The organism is Butyrivibrio sp. AE2005, assembly GCF_000686965.1.
Taxonomy (GTDB): domain Bacteria; phylum Bacillota; class Clostridia; order Lachnospirales; family Lachnospiraceae; genus Butyrivibrio; species Butyrivibrio hungatei_A.
The window spans coordinates 390,059-409,676 of the sequence record NZ_JMMD01000001.1 but is presented as its reverse complement, the minus strand read 5'-3'; the positions used below and the strand labels follow the sequence as shown (position 1 = coordinate 409,676).

The following is a 19,618-nucleotide window of genomic DNA, read 5'->3' as shown; positions in this document are numbered from 1 at the left end:
AAATTATTCTGTTTCATCCTTAAGTGACAAAAATGCGCACAGATTACCCCTGTTATCCTTATGAACTCTGTGCGAGAACAAAAGATCCGGATTGCATCTGGTGCATATATCGGTAATAAGTATATTTTCAGTTTTAACACCGCTCTTTATAAGCGTATATCTAATGGCATTCCACAGATAAAGCCTGAATTTTCCGTTCGGATACGGAACAAGGATTTTTTCTCTCTCAAGTTCTTCCTCAGTATAATTCTCGGCAAACTCATCCGCAACATCGCCGCCGATCTCGTAGCATTCGCCGCAGATAGAAGGTCCGACGGCGCAGATAAGGTCAGCAGGATCCGTTCCGTATTCCCTTGTCATTGCTTCGATCGTTCTTGCGGAAATCTCACCTTTTGTTCCCTTCCATCCCGAATGAGAAAGGCCTATAGCCTTTTTGACGGGATCGATAAAGAATACCGGAGGACAATCCGCATGGAACGTTGATAAAATAATGCCCGGAATATTCGTGATAAGTCCGTCTATATCTGTATAATCGCGAAGTTTTGCAGGGCCTTTACCCCTGTCTTCTTCCGTAACTTTCATTACATTTACGGTATGCGTCTGGAAAGTGCACACAAAATCATCGAGCTTTTTCCCGTGTCCCAGGACTTCTGAAATTCTCCTGTAATTCTCATCTACAGCTTCTTTTTCATCTCCACGTGTATAGCTTAGATTCATCTCGGAAAAGCATCCCTTTGAAACTCCGCCGAGCCTTGTACTAAACAGATGATCTACAATTCCAAGTTCTTCTATTTTAGGAAAAACAAGGTAATGAACACCTTTCTTTTCCCTAAGCTCCATTGTCTTCTCGCCGCCGCATCTCTTTATGTCAATATATCTGATCATTTAAATCTCCAATTTCTTCATTTCTTCAATTTAATACGTATTCAAAGGCATTCTTAAGCCAGTTTACATTAAGTGTTCCTCCTTCGGAAGCATTAACTGCAATTACATCATACCTTATCGGCACATCAAAATCCGCTCCGTTCATCTTAATATAAACGTTCGAAACTTTGCATATGGTTCTCTGTTTAGTATAACCCACACAATCAAGTGGATTACCGTAATCGTCTTTTTTCCTGTATTTAACTTCTACAAAGCAAAGATATTCGCCGTCTCTTGCAATAATATCAATTTCGCCCTGTCTTGTCCTAAAGTTTCTCTTTATGACCCTGCCACCTTTGTTTTTAATATACTCGGCAGCAATATCCTCATAAAAAGTTCCCAAATCTCTTTTATTCATAATAACTTATTTCTAACTTATTTCTATCTTTGAGACTTATCTTTTGCCTTGATTTTATCCATTGCATCGACAAAGACAAGAATCTCCGCCACAACCTCATATAACTCAGGAGGGATCATCTCTCCGATTTCCAGCTTTGAAAGCGTATCCGCAAGCTTACTGTCCTCATGAACCGGGATTTTGTTCTCCTGAGCCTGCTCAATGATTTTCTCGGCAAGTGCGCCCTTTCCCGACGCAAGTACTACGGGTGCCCCGTTTTCATTGGGATCATATCCCAGAGCGACGGCGGTTTTTACTTTTTTGTTTTCATCGTTATCTGCCATAATTACGCCCTCGCATCAAACGAAGCTGTGGAGATCACAGACATCTTATTAACATCAAACATCTCATTCACAGCCATGTCACCTTCGTCCTTATCATCATGAAGCATCATCTTGACCTGCATGGTATATCCGCGCTTTTCAAGCCTTTCGTTGAGGATATGGATATTGTCATTTATAAGATCAAGAACGCTTTCATCCATGACATAGAAGTTTGTGGAAACCTTATTTTCCTTCATCTTAACAAACACGTCAACAGGCCCGAGATTATCCATATCAAGATGCAGAACCGCACTGACCGAACCGTCCTCGCTGACTCTTTTGTTCTTATTCCTATAGACGTAAAGATCGCCGTGCGCTTCCTGTCCGCTCATCTGAAGCGGCAGCTGAACATACTGAAAGATCTGATTAAGCTGATTCATAAAATCAAGGTTGTTCTGCATATTGGTCACGGTGCTTCCAAGTTTTGATTCAGCGCCCAGTGTATTCGTGATCGTATCAGACATGCTCTTTAGCTGACTTCCCAGCTTTTGATAAAGCGAAGTCACATTGTCCTTCTTCTCGACATCAAACGGCTTAAGAAGCCAATCATCAGCTATGGCATTCTTCAATATCTTTCCGAATTCTTTATGTGAAAAGAGATCCTTAAAAAGAGCTTTAGTCTCATCCGACATGTTCTCTGTGTCCGAGAGCATGGATGACAGTTCTTTTAACAACTCTTTTCCGTCAAACTTGACATCCGTATTTTCGTTAAGGGAAGCCGCCAAATATCTCTCTGTTATCTTTGGGGAAATATTTAAATTGTTAAGTTTTTGTACGAAATCTTCCTTCGAAATGTCCTCAAAAGGCATTTTTTCAGAATTTTTTGTAAACTCGTCAGCCCTTGCCACATCTAAAGAAATGACACCCCTATCATTTTTATCAACAAACTTATCTACATTATCCACAGATGAATTAGCGGTAACACCTGTCTGTTCTCCCGACATCTTTTCACTGCTTTCAATATTCGGTGAAACATTAACCGCACTTTCTTCTGCTTCGTTTTGTAAAGAAGATGATGATCCGGTTGAAGCAAATTCATCTATGATTCCTTTATAAAGATTAAGAGCCTGATCAATCTTTCCTTCCGATGCAAGCGCATTAAAAGCCTGCGGAAGTTCGTCTGCAAATTCCTGCATCTCGTTTATTACCTGATGCTCATAATTCTTGTAGTTTTGGTACTGTGAAATATTGTTTTCGGTAATTGGAATATCAAGACTCTTCATCTCAACAAGTGTTGAAATAGAAGCATTCTGAAAAGAAGAAACCACATTGTTCATATCACGGAGCGCATCCTTATTTATCGGAAGGCCTGATTTCATCATACTCTCGACCATAGCAACGCTGTCACGTGTAATCGCTATGCCCGCAGCATTTAATGCTTTCTCCGTGCTTAAAGAAACTGCCGTGTTTTCAAAAAGAGGGGTAAGAGAAACTCCGTTTTTAGACAAGGACTTAACAGCAAAATTCAATGTCTGTCCCTGCCTAAGCCCCATATCCTCAGAGAGTTTGGCGCGTATAACATTATCGCCCAGACTTATATCGGCGTATTTCTCGCCGTTTTCCTCAGCTACGGATACAACCGTTCCCTGAATACTGTCGCCCGCCTTAAGCTCGACCGGCTTACCTTCGGCAGGCTGTAATTTAGTCTGAACGCCCTCAACGGTAATCGTAGTATTTTGTTGTGATACATTTAAAATACCGCTCATATAAAATTCCCTATAAAAGATCTGCGATGAATGGGACAAGGGCCGTATTTCTTTATGGCGTCGATATGCTCTTTACTTCCGTAGCCTTTATTCGAATCAAATCCATACTCGGGATATTCTTCCGCGTACTTTTTCATGACTCTGTCTCTCGTAACCTTGGCAATAATACTTGCCGCCGCGATCGACGCACTCTTTGCATCTCCCTTTATTATAGAAATCTGCTTGTACTCTTCAAGCTGGGGAATATGCACCGCATCGATCAAAAGAGCTCCGGGTTTAACGGAAAGCTCGGAGACCGCCATAGTCATCGCTTCAAAAGTTGCCTGCAAAATGTTTATCTCATCTATCCTTTTTTCGGATGCATGTCCTATGCCCACCGCTACAGCTTTTTCCATTATTTCAGAGTATAACTCTTCTCTCTTTTTTTCGGATAATTTCTTGGAATCGTTAATATATAAAATATCAACATCCTCGGGAAGCATTACAGCCGCAGCATATACAGGTCCCGCCAAAGGGCCCCTTCCTACTTCGTCAATTCCGCAAAGAAGACCGAACTGCCTGTTCTCATTTTCAAACTTTCTCATTTCCTTGAGTCTGGCAAGTTCTTTCTCTATAGAATCAATGCGCTTTTTTGCCGTATCAATAAGTTTACGGACACCCGCTCTCTCATCACTTTCATACGTGGCAATAAAGCTCTTAAGCGCATCGACGGTAACAGATTCATTTAGAACGCTCTTGATGTCATTAAGAGATTGCATTACTTTACTCCCCCGATTTTATCAAAGGGGAATATCCTGCAAACAACCCTTCCAAGGAACTTATCCTTGCTGATATTTCCGACATTTTCAAATCGGCTGTCCATACTTCTGTTTCGGTTATCTCCCATTACAAAGTATTCATCATCTCCAAGAACAACGTCGTTTATTGCCACTCCCGGATCCTCGATTACTTCATTTCCATAGTTTTCCTCAAGCTTCTGACCGTTTACAAAGATATTACCTTCTTCGTCAATCTTTATAGTCTCGCCGGGAAGTCCGATTATTCTCTTCACAAAGAATTCCTTTCCCTGATTGCCATGCTCATAAGGAAAAACAATTATATCAAATCTCTTTGGTGCACTGAATCTGTAAGAAACCTTCTCAATGATAAGACTATCGGCATCCTGCAACGTAGGCTCCATTGAATGTCCGACTACACGCGTCCTCTGTGCAACAAAAGTTATAAACAAAAAAGTAAGTACAAAAACAACTGCAAGATACAACACTGTACTCAGTACTTCTTTTAATACATTTTTCATTTCCACGGTCCCACTCCTTATATTAGTTTTTACTGCGGTCTTTCAAGTGATATCCTGCCAAGCTTGCCGTTTCTGAAATCATCAAGAAGAAGAGCCGCAGCTCTGTCGATGTCAGGTTCCGCTCCCTGCTTAAAGCATTTTCTGTTCTCGGCTATGGCAGATAGAATTGCACTATAATGAGTAGCATACTGCCTATTCTCAAGTTCTTCAACCTGTTCGTCCGTAATGCCGTACTTGTCGGGAATAGCATTCTTGTAATTAACTTCAAGGATCTTGATAAGCTCACATGCAAGCTCGCACACATCAAGATTCTCGTCATTCATGGATCCGATAAGTGCAAGGTGAAGACCTACAGTCTCGTCCTCAAACTTAGGCCACAAAATTCCAGGAGTATCGAGAAGCTGCATATTCTTCCCAAGAGAGATCCACTGCTTTCCCTTAGTAACACCGGGCTTATTACCCGTCTTGGCAGATGCCCTTCCTGCAAGCTTATTTATAAAAGTCGACTTGCCGACATTGGGAATTCCGGCAACCATCGCTCTGATAGGTCTTCCGACAATTCCACGCTTTTTATCTCTCTCTATTTTCTCGGCACAGGCTTTCTGAACCAGATCTTTTACCTTGGCTGCCTCATTTCCGGTCTTGGAATTCATCTCCATTACCAAGGTCTTGCCATCACTAAAAGCTTCCTGCCACTTCTTCGTCACGGAAGGATCGGCAAGATCTGCTTTATTCAGTATAACAAGCCTGTACTTGTTTTTTCCAAGTTCATCTATATCGGGGTTTCTTCCTGCTGCAGGTATTCTTGCATCAGTCAGTTCTATGATAATATCAATAAGTTTGATGTTTTCCTGCATCATCCTTATTGCCTTTGTCATATGCCCCGGGTACCACTGATAATTCATATAACCACCATTTTCTTATATGTTTTCCGTCAATTGATAAATCCGCCGGATCTGCTACCGAATCTAAGCTTAAACCACGCTTTACCGACGATCATGTTATCTTTTACAATTCCGATATTAGGACTTCTGGAATCCTCACTGCCGTTTCTGTTATCACCAAGAACAAAATATTCTCCGCTACCGAGCGTGATCTCATTATTGGCAATGCCTCCATTTTCCATTTTATCATAATTATCTTTCTGAATGTTTCCGTTCACATAAAGTTCTCCGTCAATTATCTGAACTCTGTCTCCGGAAGTAGCCACAACTCGCTTAACATAGTAATGAGAATTCACATTTCCGTTTGGCAAAAAAACTATCACATCATTCTTCTTTGGTCTAAAAACCTTATATGCGGTTCTGTTCACGAGTATTCCCTGTCCGTTTGCAATCGTATCTTCCATCGAATCTCCGACGTTTCCGATTCGTGTTCCGTAAAAATGAACGATCACAAATGCAAGCATAATAGCAATACAGGTTATAATGATCCAGGAAAGGATCTCTTTTAACAGCTTGGGTGTAATAACTCTTTTTTTCTGATAAAAAGAAAGTGTTCGCTTTCTTCGAAACTTAAACATATATGATCCCCTATTATAGAAAAAAGGCAATTACTACTAAAAGTAACTGCCTTTCCTAACCAATTATCTGGTAACAAGTTCCTTAACCTTAGCCTTCTTACCTGTAAGACCCTTAAGGTAGTTAAGCTTAGCTCTTCTAACCTTACCTCTTCTAACAACCTCTACCTTCTCAACGATAGGTGAGTGAAGGGGCCATGTCTTCTCAACGCCAACACCATAAGATTCTTTTCTTACTGTAAATGTTGTACGGTTGCTTCCACCCTGGATCTTCTTAACAGTTCCTTCGAAAACCTGTACTCTTTCACGGTTTCCTTCCTTGATCTTAGCGTGTACTCTTACAGTATCACCAGTGTTGAACTGAGGCGCATTAGCGTTCAGCTGCTCTTTCTCGAGCTCTTCGATAATTGTACTCATATCTTTTCTCCTATTAAATGGACGTTCTTAATACAAAAACTTAGTAACAGAGGACCGTCTGATTTTTACAACGCAAAATATAATAACACGAAATCATAGTAAAAGTCAACCCAAAACATCCTTAGGGCCGAATCTTTCGGGCAACATCTGAGGCAAAGTATAAACTTTGTACTCATCTTCCGACTTTGCGATTATTATTACAAAATCATCATCGCAGAATTCGCTCATAACCTGTCTGCAAACGCCGCAAGGGAAACAATACTCAAGTTCCTCTGCATCTGATGCACCTCCGATAATGGCTATAGCAGTAAATTCCCTGACATTTTCGCTAACAGCTTTGAAAAAAGCTGTTCTCTCAGCACATATCGTAGGCGTATACGAGGCGTTTTCTATATTGCACCCCGTATATATCTGTCCGTTCCCAGCAAGAAGAGCCGCTCCGACATTAAACTTTGAATAAGGAGTATATGAAATCTTCCTCATTCCGGCAGCTTTGGAAATAAGCTCTTTTATAATCTTCTCATCCATAACAACGCTTCCTTTTATCTGGATCCCTTATCGTAAGGAATGCCCTCAGCCTTAGGTGCACGAGAATTTGCAGATGTAAATGCAAGCACGATAAGCGAGATGATATACGGCATCATGTTGTATACAGAGCCCGGTATGTTAAGTGCCGCAAGGAAATCAAAGCCTGAATATACATTTGAAAGAGCTCTGAAGAATCCGAACAGCAACGCTGCAAGTCCGATATTTACAGGTTTCCACTGGCCAAAGATCATAACCGCAAGTGCAAGGAAACCAAATCCTGCAACACCGTTCTCAAACTTCCACTCACTTACGCCGGCCGTAATATAAACAATTCCGCCCACACCGGCAAGCATACCGGAAATAAGAACACCTGCCCAGCGCATTGTATATACGTTAATACCTACGCTGTCAGCAGCCTGAGGATGCTCACCGCAGGCCATGAGTCTTAATCCGAATCTGGTCTTATAAAGTACAATATATGCACAAACAAGTGCCAAGAAAGCTATAAGCATAAACCAGTTAAACTGGAACTTTCCGATACTTACAACAAGTGCTTTCTTTGCTTCAACGTACTGTACGGTCGAAGATACGTTATTGGGATCTTCAATAATATTGATAGACTTTGCAATAACCGTTGCGGCAGCTGCAGCAAGCAGATTAAGCGCTGTTCCTACAAGTGTCTGATCAGCCTTAAAGTTGATGCAGGCAAAAGCAAGAAGCATCGAGTAAACCGCACCACACAATACCGAGATCAAAAGTACAGCCAATACGATAATAATCTTAGGAAGTGAAGGATCTATATACTTAAGTGTAAGCGCTCCTCCGAGAGCTCCCATAACCATTATTCCTTCAAGTCCGAGGTTGATAACACCAGAATGCTCCGAGAAGCATCCGCCAAGAGCTACGAGTATCAAAACCGAGGCAAACAAAAGTGTATATTGAAGAAGTAATACCATTATTTGTTACCTCCTTCTGCATTATTCTTTTTATTTCTGATCCTGCTGTTTAAGAAGAACTTAAAGAAAAGTACAAAACCGCAGAGATAGATGATGATCGCCGAAATAAAGTCGGAGATCTGTGAAGGATATGCATTCTTATCAATATACGATCCTCCACTTGTAATATGCTGTATGAAATATGAAGCAAAAATTGTTCCGATAGGATCGAGTCCTCCGAGGAACGTAGCAGCAATACCGTTAAAGCCCATTCCCGGAACCGAAGACTGTGTTACAGACCACTGCTCATATCCTGTAAGGAAAAGGAATGCAGCTCCGATTCCCGCAAGTGCACCGCCGATAAAAAGTGTCAGAATGACATTTCTCTTCTCTTTCATTCCGCTGTACTTTGCGGCATCCTTAGCTATTCCGGTTGCTTTTATCTCATAACCGAAAACCGTCATGGAAAGAACAACCTTAAGAAGAATTGCAATAATAACAGCAAGCGGGATTGCTATGGTAACGTATTTGTTATTAGAAAAGAGCTTTTCAAGACCAAGTGACGGTAAAACTGCCGAAGCATTTGTCTTCTCAAGCGAGACCGTATAAGGGCTCGAAGCCTCTTTTACACTATTAAGTATCATATTAACCGAATAAAGGCCGATCCAGTTAAGCATGATACCCGAAATAACTTCATTAACATTAAGATATGCCTTAAGCACTCCTACGAAAACTCCGTATACTCCTCCTGCAACAAGTGCTGCCAAAAGACATACATGCCAGGGAAGTCCAAGTTTAAGTGCGCAAAAAAGTGATGCTCCCGCTCCGACTACGTATTGTCCGGCCGCTCCTATATTGAAAAGACCTGCCTGATAACAGAACTGGATTGAAAGAGCGCACATAAGAAGCGGTGCCACCTTTACAAGCGTATTACCGCAATACTTAAGCGCAGCTGCCTTTGTAGGGTAAGTAAAATAGTTCTTTATAATTGTTATTATGGCATCCGTAGCACCTTGTGCATTTATAAAAAGAAGTGCAATATAGCCGATAAAAAGTCCTACAATTATACAAAGAAGCGATGCAATAATTGACTGAACGGCGGGCTTAGACAAAAAGCTTTCTTTTTCAGCCGTTTTCTTAATCTCTGCTGACATTATGCACCTACCTCCTTTCTTTTTGCTCCTGCCATGTAGAGTCCGAGTTCTTCGGGAGTTGTCTTCTTGGGATCAAACTCTCCCACTATCTCTCCTTCATACATGACAAGTATTCTGTCTGAAATGCTCATAACTTCTTCAAGTTCAAGCGAAACAAGAAGAACCGCATGGCCTTCATCTCTTCGTGCAATAAGCTGCCTGTGAATATATTCGATGGCACCTACATCAAGTCCTCTTGTAGGCTGAACCGCAATGAGAAGATTGGGATCTTTATCAATTTCTCTTGCAATAATAGCCTTCTGCTGGTTACCGCCGGACATACTTCTTGTTACCGTTTCAGCCCCCTGGCTCGAACGGATATCATACTGCTCAATAAGTTTATCCGCATATTTATTGATATCTTTCTTTTTAAGAAATCCGAACTTCGAACTAAACTCAGGCTCAAAATATCTCTGAAGAACAAGATTATATGCAAGCGAATAATCAAGTACAAGCCCGTGTTTGTGTCTATCCTCGGGAATATGACTCATTCCGCTTGTAGAACGCTCTCTTATGGAAGCATGAGTAATATCTTTTCCGGAAAGTGTGACATTACCCGAAGTAATATTTTCAAGTCCCGAAAGGCCGTAAACGAGCTCTGTCTGACCGTTTCCGTCAATACCTGCGATACATACGATCTCGCCTTCTCTTACATCAAAAGAGACGTTCTTAACCGCATTATTCTTATGAAGCTTTGAAGGAACCGTCATATTTTCGACATGAAGAATAACTTCGCCCGGAGTCTTGTCTTCCTTTGTTGCGACAAGCTGTACATCACGGCCGATCATCATTCTGGAAAGCTCTTCCTGATTGGTATCGGAAATATTAACGGTACCGATATATTTACCTCTTCTCAAAACGCTGCATCTGTCTGCAACAGACATGATCTCAGCAAGCTTATGTGAGATAAAGAGAATGGACTTGCCCTCTTTGGCAAGATTCTTCATGATCTGCATAAGCTCATCTATTTCTGCGGGAGTAAGAACCGCCGTAGGCTCATCAAAGATAAGTATCTCATTATCTCTGTAAAGCATCTTAAGGATCTCGGTTCTCTGCTGCATACCGACAGTAATATCCTCAATCTTGGCATCGGGATCGACTTTGAGACCGTACTTCTCAGAAATCTCCAGTATCTTCTTTCTTGCCACGTCCTTTTGTAAAAAACCGTTCTTGACCGTCTCAACACCCAAAATAATATTATCAAGAACAGAAAAGCACTGAACAAGCTTAAAGTGCTGATGAACCATTCCGATACCAAGGTCGTTGGCATCATTGGGATTGTTTATCTGCACTTCCTTTCCGTCCTTTTTAATCACGCCTTCTTCAGCCTGATACAAACCAAAAAGCACACTCATAAGAGTTGATTTACCGGCTCCGTTTTCACCCAAAAGAGCATGTATCTCGCCTTTTTTCAGCTGAATGGTAACGTTGTCATTAGCGATAATACCCGGGAAACGTTTTGTTATACCAAGCATTTCAATAGCATATTCGCTGTTTTCTGCCACTTTTGTCTCCTCCATTAAATTTTGAATCTTCGTAAAATAAAACCATAAATTGGTAAAAAGGACCGGAAGACTATGAATCTGCCGGTCCCTGTCAGCTTATAAGCTGTAATAAGTAAAATTACTTGATGTTACCCTGGAAGTTGATCTTGATGTTCTCAGCAGAAGGCTTCTCAGCACTTGTGTCATTGGAAACTTTGACTGTTCCGTTTGCCATGTCAGCAACGAGCTTGAGATAATCCTCTTTCTTAAATGTGTCGTTCCATAAAGTTGTTTCCTCAGGAAGTCCTACATAGTTAAGAGAAGTATCATCACCGGATACAAGACCAAGATTTGAGATCTTTCCGGCATATTCATCCCAATTACCGCCAACGATTGCTGTAAGAAGTGTATTAACTGTCGCCTTAAGTCCCTTCATAGCTGAAGTAACAGTCATGCCCTTACCGAACTTTCCGTCGATTGTTGCAGCCTGGTCAACGTCAACACCGATAACCTTGCCGTTTGCCTTAGCAGCTGCCTCACCTGCAGAAGTAAAGATACCACCGCCGCAAGCAAATACAACTTCTGTTCCGCCCTGATACCATGTATCCATAGCAGCTGTGATATCAGCATCACCGGAGAACTGGTTACCGTAAACATAATTAAGAGAAACATCAGCGCCTAACTCTTTAGCGGCAGCGTCAGCACCCTGAACGAATCCGTAACCGTAACGCATAACAGCGGGAACTGCCATTCCACCAAGGAATCCAAGCTTTGTATATCCCATCTTTACAGCAGCATATCCTGCCATGTATCCGGGAAGCTCTTCCTGGTATACTGCAGAAAATACATTGGGATATGTCTCGTTATTGAAGTCTGAGCTTTCACCTTCAAGGTCAAACTCAGATACGTCAAGAGCTACAAATTTAACATCGGGATACATTTCAGCTGTCTCTACGATAGCTTCAGCGAAAGCATATCCCGGCATAACGATTACATTATAACCATCGGCTACTGCCTTATCGATCTGAGCTACTCTCTCAGCTGTTGAATCGCCTTCAGGCTTGTAATATGTGAAACCGAGTTTGTTTTCGTCACAAAAAACCTGACAAGCTTCATATGTTGACTGGTTGAATGACTGGTCTGTGATGTCGCCGTAATCTGTTACCATTGCAACTTTGATGTCGCTGGCAGGTTCACTTGCATCAGCTGCATCTGCGCTGTCTGCCTTAGCTTCAGTTGCTGAAGTCTCGGTTGTTGCGCTTGCATCGGGTGCCTTAGAACCACATCCAGCAAGAGAAAATACCATTGTTGCAGCCATAATTACTGCAAAAATTCTTTTTTTCATAATTATCCTCCATTGTTTATAATGAAAAAAATTTATATAAAACCTTATTTGGTTTTATCCATAGCAATCAGGCTCTTAATAGCCTCTATCGTTGTCTTATAGACAATTTCCATATCATGAGCCTGTGGATTGGAAAGACCTTTTTTTTCTCTTTCCTGATTCGCTACAACCAGAAGAACAGCTCCTGTTCTGGCTCTTAAATAACTACCCACAATAAACAATGTTGAAGACTCCATCTCAGAACAAAGTGCACCGCACTTGATCCAGGCATCCCATTTATACATGAGTTCCGGTCCTACGGGCTTTGTCTCGGGTTCATGCTGTCCAAAGAAAGAATCTTTGCACTGTGCAACGCCCACATGATACTTTGCTCCTGCTTTCTTAGCTCCGTCAACAAGCGCAGAAACAACATCAAAATCAGCCACGGCTGGATATTCTATAGGAGCATATTCCTTAGATGTTCCCTCCGCTCTGATGGCTCCGTTTGCAATAACAATGTCACCGCCTATTACATCTTCCTGCATTCCGCCGGAAGTGCCCATTCTTATAAAAGTATCAGCTCCGCAATTAGCAAGCTCTTCAATAGCAATAGCCGTTGAAGCGCCTCCGATACCATGAGACATAACCGTAACCTTCTCACCGCACAATGTGCCTGTATATGTATTATATTCTCTGTTATATGCTATAAATTTAGGATTGTCAAAAAGTTTAGAAATAGATTCACATCTTCCGGGGTCGCCGGTAAGGATCACATACCTGCCGACATCGCCTTTCTTGACGTGCGTATGATACTGATAACCTGCACCTTCAGTATAATCAACCATAAAAAAATCCTCACACAATATATAGTGCCAGAAAAAAAAATTAAATCACAAAATAATTATAGAGCATTATCTGTAAAAAGTCATCAACTATAAATTAGTTAAAATAATCCTTCCATTACGTGAATTACGATCCTGCCATTCTTGGTGTCAATCTCTTTAACACAGTCCTTTATCGCAGGAATATACACCTTCTCCACACCATCCTCGGGTGTCATTTCATATACATCATTTGCACCTGTCTGAATAACATCAGAAAGAACTCCAAGTTTTTTTCCATCCTCATCAACTATATCAAGTCCGACAAGATCAGCAACATAATATTCTCCGGGAGCAAGTTTTATCGCATCCTTTCTTGAGATCGTAAGCTCACATCCGCGGAACTTCTCAACGTCATTTATATTGTCGAACTGTTTGAACTTTACAATAACGAACTTCTTAAAAAATCTGGCGCTCTGAACATCGAGTTCAAGCTGCTCGCCTCTGTTTGTATGAAGTGTCACTTTCTTAAGTTTTTTGAATCTGTTTGGATCTTCGGTCGTGGGAAAAACATTTACCTCACCGCCTAAACCGTGTGTTGAAGCTATTACTCCTACCTGGAATCTGTCTGTCATAAATTATCTCCATCATTCTCAGAATCTTTGACTGCTTCAGCATTTGTCTGAGCTTCTGCGCTCTTTCTGCGTCTTTTCTTTTTCTTTTCAACGGGTGGATTCTCGGAAAGCCACTTCTCATAGAGATCGGGACGTCTTTCCTTAGTCCTCAATATGGACTGCTCAAGCCTCCACTCATCCACTTTTTTATGATCTCCCGAAAGAAGGATCGGCGGAACTTTTTTACCCATCCACTCCTCAGGTCTTGAATACTGAGGATATTCCAAAAGATTGTTGTTAAAGCTGTCTGTCATAGCAGACTCATCATTATTAAGAACTCCCGGAACAAATCGTGATATTGCATCTATCATTACCATTGCCGGAAGCTCACCGCCTGTAAGAACATAATCCCCGATAGAGATATAATCCGTCACTATCTCTTCAAGAACTCTCTCATCGACCCCCTCGTAATGTCCGCACAAAAAAACGAGATTTTCTTCCTGCGCAAGCTCTGTTACAATGTTCTGATTAAAAACCTTACCCTGCGGAGTAACATAGATGACTCTCGGAGCCTTACCGTTTTCTTTTTCAATCCTGTTTTTGATATCTATATAGCAATCATATATCGGCTGTGCCTGCATAAGCATACCGGCGCCGCCTCCGTATGTATAATCGTCAACTTTATGGTGTTTGGTATCATTTGAATAATCCCTGATATTAACAGCATTTAATCTTATAAGCCCTTTTCCCATAGCTCTTCCGATAATGCTGGAAGAAAGGCAATCTGTTACCATCTCGGGAAATAACGTCATTATATGAAAATTCATACTCGTCCCAATAATTTAGAAAATAGAATAATTGTTTTGATTAAAAAAGAGCCGAATAAGATTTTCCTATTCGGCTCAATATTTCCGGCAGCCTTAGACGATCTCAACGTCAACCTTAAGGTTTTCTCTGGTTGAAGCCGCCTTAACTACAGAACGTATAGCTTTTGCTATACGGCCCTGTTTGCCAATTACCTTGCCCATGTCTGAAGGTGCAACATGAAGCTCGATCATAATATTGCGCCCGTCTTTTTTCTCGGAGACTACAACTTCACTCGGATTGTCAACAAGCGCTTTTGCGATTACTTCGACTAACTCTTTCATTGTTTATCCTCCGGCATAAGTAATTACATGTACAAAAGTGTGATTACTTGCTAATTCCTGCCTGTCTAAACAACTTAGCAACTGACTCTGTAGGCTGTGCACCGTTAGCGATCCACTTCTTTGCAAGCTCCTCGTTAACCTTTACTGTGCTGGGATCTGTATTAGGGTCATATGTTCCGATCTCCTCGATGAACTTACCCTGTACAGGGAACTTTGAATCAGAAACGATAATTCTGTAGAAAGGAACCTTCTTCTTACCAATTCTCTTTAATCTGATCTTTACTGCCATTTTTAAACTTCCTCCGTAAAATAATGAAATTTATTGTTTTTTATATGTATAAAACAGCTGCTCGCTGCATGACATATCAAAAGAATTTGTTCTTACCGAATCCGCCGAGGCCACCGAATTTACCAAAGCCGCCTCTCTTGCCTCCCATGAGGCCGGGCATCTGCTTCATCATCTTCTGCATCTGCTCAAACTGCTTGATAAACCTGTTTACATCGGCAATATCATTTCCCGAACCCTTAGCGATCCTGAATTTTCTCTGTGGATTCATAAGCTTGGGATTTCTTCTCTCCTCAGGTGTCATGGAAAGAACGATTGCTTCCATCTTTGCAAGTTTCTTCTCATCGGGAAGCTGGTCATCGCTTATCTTGCCCATACCGGGTAGCATTCCCATTATTGAAGAAAGACCGCCCATATTGCGCATCTGCTTCATGCTCTCGAGATACATCTCGAAATCAATCTTGCCTTTCTTCATCTTGGATGCCATCTCTTTGTCTTTTTCGATATCGCGTTCAGCGTTTGCCTCAACCGCCTTATCGATAAGACTGAGCACATCACCCATGCCTAGGATTCGGCTTGCCATTCTGTCAGGATAGAACTGCTCAAGATCTGAGAGTTTCTCGCCCATACCCACATACAAAATAGGCTTCCCGGTAACAGCCTTTGTTGAAAGAGCCGCACCACCTCGTGAATCACCGTCCATCTTTGATAAGATGATACCGTCGATTCCGACTTTCTCATTAAACTCTGATGCAACATTGACGGCATCCTGACCCGTCATGGCATCAACTACAAGAAGTGACTGATGAACTTCAATTGCTTCCTTGATGTTGCAAAGTTCCTTCATCATTCCTTCATCTATCTGCAAACGACCGGCTGTATCGACGATGACAACGTTATTGCCATTCTTCTTAGCCTGGTCGACAGATGCTTTCGCAATATCCACAGGACTTACACCGGTACCCATGGAAAAAAAATCCACCTGCTGTTTCTCAGCATTTATCTTGAGCTGATCGATAGCCGCAGGTCTGTATATATCGCATGCTGCAAGAAGCGGCTTTCTGCCTTTCATCTTGAGCTTTCCTGCAATCTTGGCTGCAGTTGTTGTCTTACCTGCACCCTGAAGACCGCACATCATGATGACTGTAATCTTATCAACCGGAAGGAGTTTGAGCTCCGTTGTCTCGGATCCCATAAGTGCAGTCATCTCTTCGTTAACTATCTTGATAACCATCTGTCCGGGATTGAGGCCGTTCAAAACATCCTCGCCCACAGCTCTTTCCTGTACGGAAGCAACAAACTGCTTAACCACCTTAAAGTTTACATCCGCCTCAAGGAGAGCCATCTTTACTTCTTTAAGGGCAGCCTTAACGTCTTCTTCCGAAAGACGTCCCTTACCTCTTAAATTCTTAAATACGTTTTGTAATTTATCTGTAAGACTTTCAAAAGCCATTAATTACGTAAGCTCCTCTATAATTTTGCCCGATAAGATCCTGAGATTCTTCTTAAGTTCATCACTTGATATCTCATCGGCTTTATCCGAAAGTTCCTTGAGAAATTCAGCATCCTGCTTGATTGCTTCAAACCTCTTTATCATGTGAAGCCTGTTCTCATATCCCTGCAATGTCTTGGTGCATCTCTTTATGAGGTCATGCACTCCCTGCTTACTGATACCATGTTCATCGGCAATCTCTGTAAGAGACATATCTTCGTAAACCGCGGCCTCGTATATACTTTTCTGATGATCGGTAAGAAGCTCGCCGTAAAAATCATACAACAAGCCCTGCTCTACGATTTTTTCCATAGAATTCCTCTTCTCTACCAGTTGCACAAATGTTATATTATATCAAACAAAAATAGGTGTCAAGTATTTTTTCTTGACACCTATATCTTCACCTCAGAAGGCAGGATTCCCAATTGATTCTTAAATGCGCGGCTAAAAGATGAATAATCCTTAAATCCGCACTCGAGACATGCCGTCGTTGACGGAACTCCCGACATTATAAGATTCCTTGCAAGCAGAATTCTTTTTTCGGAAATATAACGGTGAACCGAATATCCGGTCTCACTCTTAAATATCCTCATCATATGATATTTACTGAGATAAAACTTATCGGCGATTGAATCTATCGACAGATCTTTTTGCAGATTCTCATTAATATACTCGATTATCTCGATAACCTTCCTGTTGAACCTTGCTTCGGGCCTGAAGCCAAAATCCTCGGAGATGCACGCCTTATTAAACTCTATAAGTGTTGTGATCACATCGATCTTAGCCGTAAGTTCGCCCGCATATTCGGTATCTTTTATCTTGATATCCTCTTCTGCCTTAAGAAGCATATCAAAGATGTGGGCACTTGTTCCCGAATTAAAACGGACAACATAGCTCTCAAGCTCCTTTGCCTTCATAAAAGCATCAAGAAGCCCAAGTTTTTCAAGAAACTCAGGTTTAAGATACAAAATGATTCTGTCATAATCGTCCTTGCTCTCGACAACCGGCTTATGTATATCAAATCGGTTTACAAGCACAAAATCGAAGGGCAAGAGCTCATACTCTCGTCCTTCGATCAAATACCTGACATTACCTTTCAGAATCAGGATTATCTTGTAAAAATCATGATAGTGAAAGTCAATATCTGAAGTTACCTTATCGGAAATATGAAAATACTTAAAATCGCTGTCCAAGTATCCTCTCTGCTCATATTCCGTTATATTATCTGTCTTTTTCATCATCAATACTCGGTAATACAAATGTTAAGGTCAACGTTTTTCTCAATTCCGGGCACTTTGCCCGACGCTGTATACTGCCAGATGTTAAAGTGATACGGATAATAAAGAGATGAGTTGTACTGTGCAAACCATATATCTCTGTTATCAACGTTCTCCGCGTTCATAAGAACAGTGAACGACAAAAGATTGCCGTATACCATGGACTTATATCCCGCTTCTTCAACTCTGTTGCAAAAAACATTTGCAACCTCTTCATATTCTTTTGCCGAAAGATTAAGTGTTCTGGCATTGTCTGAATCAGCCGATTCAATATCTATAACAACCGGATATGTTATCTTATAGGGCTTGATCATCTCGATAACATGATTGGCCTCTTCAAGCGCTTCTTCCTTGTTGATTGCCTGGGAGTAAACATACACTCCGACATCAATTCCATTCTCCGTCGCACCCTTGATATTATCCTCAAAAGTCTCATCATCAATGATAAGACCTTCGGTTATTCCTCTGTAGCATGCCCTTATAATAGCAAACTCAATTCCGGCATTTTTTACCTTAGCCCAGTCAATCTTCCCCTGAAACCTCGATACGTCAATTCCGTGCTTGTACTTAAAATCTTTCTTCTCACCTTTGTACTGAAGAAAGCCCTTGTCATCAAACTCAAAATCATCGGGTTTAAAATCATGGTGCGCGATCTTGTCACTTATGGGGAAGAAATAATATCTGTTGTTTCTTGCAACAACAAGCTCATCGGGGAAAAGAGACTTAAAAATTGAATTCGGTCCTTCTCCTTCTTCGAGTCTTTTCTTGATATCTTCTTTAAGAGCCCTGTCCGCATTTTCCGCAGCCTCTATCCTGGCTTCTTCAATACGACTGCCCATTTCGCCTTCTGTAAAAAAGTGTTCCTTGTCCATAGTGTCAAGCTCACTTTTCACAGCATCAGTCTCTCTCTGAAGAGATGCGTTCTTTATAAGAAGAACGATACTGAAAGTAAGCGTCATGATAGCGACAAGGCTCATAAAAATAATAGACAACGTATTACGGGCGCCGCTTGCTCCCTTTTTTTCTCTTGAATCTGGAAGGTTATTACTCATAATCTCTACATTCTCTCATCAAAATAGCTCTTATAGCCTTCTCCGAAAATCTCGCTAGCACTCGTAACGATCATGAATGCATTTGGATCTTCATCTCTGACGACATCTTCCGCCATAGGTGAAAGCCTTTTTTTAACTGCACACATAATAACTTTTTTCTTTTCTCCGCTATACGCTCCCTGTCCGAAAACGTGAGTCGCACCTATATCAAGTTCCTCCAAAAGCCTTGCCGTTATGGCATCCGGGTTGTCCGAAATAATATAGATAAGCTTTGCTCCGTCTCTTCCGTAAAGCACAATATCAAGAATAAAGGACGTGATCATTACAGAAAGGAAGGAGTACATAGCAGCGGCTACATCATTAAATACAATCGCCGCAACAAACAATACTCCGATATCTGTAAGAATATACAAAGCGCCCGTTTTGACATGCGGATACTTAAGTCTGAGAATCTTTATAATTACATCTGTGCCTCCGCTTGTTGCATGGCATTTAAAAATGAGGCCTATTGCAATTGCAGTCAAAGCACTTCCGAATGTAACACCAAGAATCTTATCTCGGATTACATAATCAGAAAAAAACTTCGTGCAAAAATCGGTGAAAATTGAGATCATCGACGTTGCATAGATTGTTGAAATCGTAAACCTCATTCCAAATTTCCAAATAGCAAGAATAAGGATCGGAATATTCATCAGCCAGAACCAAAGACCTGTTCCGATTCCCACAACTCGGTTAAGAACAATGGCAAGTCCCGTAAGACCACCCGGTGCTATATCGTTTGGATCGATAAGCATACTTGTTCCAACTCCGTAAAGCAAAGCCCCAAAGGTTATTATCAGATACTCAATGCACCTTCTTTTTGCACTAATTGTTTTACTCAT

24 protein-coding genes are annotated in these 19,618 nt (G+C 41.3%); all 24 read right to left on the bottom strand.

The window, feature by feature from the left end:
- Window positions 1–3: 3 nt before the first annotated feature.
- A complete protein-coding gene (gene pgeF, locus DL92_RS0101855) occupies window positions 4–885 on the bottom strand; it encodes a peptidoglycan editing factor PgeF (RefSeq protein WP_034461980.1) in 882 nt (293 codons plus the stop codon).
- A gap of 25 nt (window positions 886–910) precedes the next feature.
- Window positions 911–1,282: a YraN family protein gene (locus tag DL92_RS0101850; RefSeq protein WP_026666723.1), complete on the bottom strand. Its 372-nt coding sequence runs from the start codon at window positions 1,280–1,282 to the stop codon at window positions 911–913.
- A gap of 23 nt (window positions 1,283–1,305) precedes the next feature.
- The gene (locus DL92_RS0101845) at window positions 1,306–1,605 is read right to left on the bottom strand and encodes an EscU/YscU/HrcU family type III secretion system export apparatus switch protein (RefSeq protein WP_026666722.1); all 300 of its coding nucleotides are present in this window, start codon (window positions 1,603–1,605) and stop codon (window positions 1,306–1,308) included.
- A gap of 2 nt (window positions 1,606–1,607) precedes the next feature.
- Window positions 1,608–3,350 carry a flagellar hook-length control protein FliK gene (fliK, locus tag DL92_RS0101840; protein ID WP_026666721.1) on the bottom strand — a complete coding sequence of 581 codons (1,743 nt, stop codon included), beginning with the start codon at window positions 3,348–3,350 and terminating at the stop codon, window positions 1,608–1,610.
- Complete coding sequence (locus DL92_RS0101835) at window positions 3,347–4,108, bottom strand: ribonuclease HII (RefSeq protein ID WP_026654950.1); 762 nt, start codon at window positions 4,106–4,108, stop codon at window positions 3,347–3,349. Before DL92_RS0101835 ends, fliK begins: the two co-directional genes overlap by 4 nt.
- Window positions 4,108–4,647 (bottom strand): signal peptidase I, encoded by a 540-nt coding sequence (lepB, locus tag DL92_RS0101830; protein ID WP_026654951.1) that lies wholly within the window; start codon window positions 4,645–4,647, stop codon window positions 4,108–4,110. The genes DL92_RS0101835 and lepB (DL92_RS0101830) overlap by 1 nt, the downstream gene beginning before the upstream one ends.
- Window positions 4,648–4,676: 29 nt before the next feature.
- The gene (gene ylqF, locus DL92_RS0101825; RefSeq protein WP_026654953.1) at window positions 4,677–5,552 is read right to left on the bottom strand and encodes a ribosome biogenesis GTPase YlqF; all 876 of its coding nucleotides are present in this window, start codon (window positions 5,550–5,552) and stop codon (window positions 4,677–4,679) included.
- A 29-nt stretch (window positions 5,553–5,581) separates the two neighbouring features.
- Window positions 5,582–6,169, bottom strand: coding sequence for a signal peptidase I (gene lepB, locus DL92_RS0101820; RefSeq protein WP_026654954.1), 588 nt, complete (start codon window positions 6,167–6,169; stop codon window positions 5,582–5,584).
- Between the two features lie 63 nt (window positions 6,170–6,232).
- Window positions 6,233–6,583 carry a 50S ribosomal protein L19 gene (rplS, locus tag DL92_RS0101815; protein ID WP_026487880.1) on the bottom strand — a complete coding sequence of 117 codons (351 nt, stop codon included), beginning with the start codon at window positions 6,581–6,583 and terminating at the stop codon, window positions 6,233–6,235.
- Window positions 6,584–6,688: 105 nt separating this feature from the next.
- Window positions 6,689–7,111 (bottom strand): cytidine deaminase, encoded by a 423-nt coding sequence (gene cdd / locus DL92_RS0101810; protein WP_026666720.1) that lies wholly within the window; start codon window positions 7,109–7,111, stop codon window positions 6,689–6,691.
- A gap of 14 nt (window positions 7,112–7,125) precedes the next feature.
- Entirely contained in the window at window positions 7,126–8,067 is a 942-nt protein-coding gene (locus tag DL92_RS0101805; protein WP_026666719.1) for an ABC transporter permease, read from the bottom strand.
- Complete coding sequence (locus DL92_RS0101800) at window positions 8,067–9,200, bottom strand: ABC transporter permease (protein WP_034461981.1); 1,134 nt, start codon at window positions 9,198–9,200, stop codon at window positions 8,067–8,069. The genes DL92_RS0101805 and DL92_RS0101800 overlap by 1 nt, the downstream gene beginning before the upstream one ends.
- On the bottom strand, window positions 9,200–10,714 hold the full coding sequence (locus tag DL92_RS0101795; RefSeq protein ID WP_081670533.1) for an ABC transporter ATP-binding protein: 1,515 nt from the start codon (window positions 10,712–10,714) through the stop codon (window positions 9,200–9,202). The genes DL92_RS0101800 and DL92_RS0101795 overlap by 1 nt, the downstream gene beginning before the upstream one ends.
- Before the next feature lie 148 nt (window positions 10,715–10,862).
- Complete coding sequence (locus DL92_RS0101790; RefSeq protein WP_026666717.1) at window positions 10,863–12,068, bottom strand: BMP family ABC transporter substrate-binding protein; 1,206 nt, start codon at window positions 12,066–12,068, stop codon at window positions 10,863–10,865.
- 44 nt (window positions 12,069–12,112) lie between these two features.
- Window positions 12,113–12,892, bottom strand: coding sequence for a uridine phosphorylase (gene udp / locus DL92_RS0101785; protein WP_026666716.1), 780 nt, complete (start codon window positions 12,890–12,892; stop codon window positions 12,113–12,115).
- A gap of 98 nt (window positions 12,893–12,990) precedes the next feature.
- A complete protein-coding gene (gene rimM, locus DL92_RS0101780) occupies window positions 12,991–13,503 on the bottom strand; it encodes a ribosome maturation factor RimM (protein ID WP_026654962.1) in 513 nt (170 codons plus the stop codon).
- The gene (gene trmD, locus DL92_RS0101775; protein WP_026666715.1) at window positions 13,500–14,309 is read right to left on the bottom strand and encodes a tRNA (guanosine(37)-N1)-methyltransferase TrmD; all 810 of its coding nucleotides are present in this window, start codon (window positions 14,307–14,309) and stop codon (window positions 13,500–13,502) included. The genes rimM and trmD overlap by 4 nt, the downstream gene beginning before the upstream one ends.
- A gap of 93 nt (window positions 14,310–14,402) precedes the next feature.
- Window positions 14,403–14,630, bottom strand: a complete 228-nt coding sequence (locus DL92_RS0101770) for a KH domain-containing protein (protein WP_026512873.1) — start codon at window positions 14,628–14,630, stop codon at window positions 14,403–14,405.
- Between the two features lie 43 nt (window positions 14,631–14,673).
- Window positions 14,674–14,919 carry a 30S ribosomal protein S16 gene (gene rpsP, locus DL92_RS0101765; RefSeq protein WP_026512872.1) on the bottom strand — a complete coding sequence of 82 codons (246 nt, stop codon included), beginning with the start codon at window positions 14,917–14,919 and terminating at the stop codon, window positions 14,674–14,676.
- A gap of 76 nt (window positions 14,920–14,995) precedes the next feature.
- A complete protein-coding gene (gene ffh / locus DL92_RS0101760; protein WP_026666714.1) occupies window positions 14,996–16,369 on the bottom strand; it encodes a signal recognition particle protein in 1,374 nt (457 codons plus the stop codon).
- A 3-nt stretch (window positions 16,370–16,372) separates the two neighbouring features.
- The gene (gene ylxM / locus DL92_RS0101755) at window positions 16,373–16,720 is read right to left on the bottom strand and encodes a YlxM family DNA-binding protein (protein WP_026666713.1); all 348 of its coding nucleotides are present in this window, start codon (window positions 16,718–16,720) and stop codon (window positions 16,373–16,375) included.
- An 80-nt stretch (window positions 16,721–16,800) separates the two neighbouring features.
- Entirely contained in the window at window positions 16,801–17,646 is an 846-nt protein-coding gene (locus DL92_RS0101750; RefSeq protein ID WP_034468256.1) for an AraC family transcriptional regulator, read from the bottom strand.
- A 2-nt stretch (window positions 17,647–17,648) separates the two neighbouring features.
- The gene (locus DL92_RS19985; RefSeq protein WP_051198956.1) at window positions 17,649–18,737 is read right to left on the bottom strand and encodes a glycoside hydrolase family 25 protein; all 1,089 of its coding nucleotides are present in this window, start codon (window positions 18,735–18,737) and stop codon (window positions 17,649–17,651) included.
- Window positions 18,738–18,742: 5 nt separating this feature from the next.
- Window positions 18,743–19,618, bottom strand: a complete 876-nt coding sequence (locus DL92_RS0101740) for a YitT family protein (RefSeq protein WP_026654965.1) — start codon at window positions 19,616–19,618, stop codon at window positions 18,743–18,745.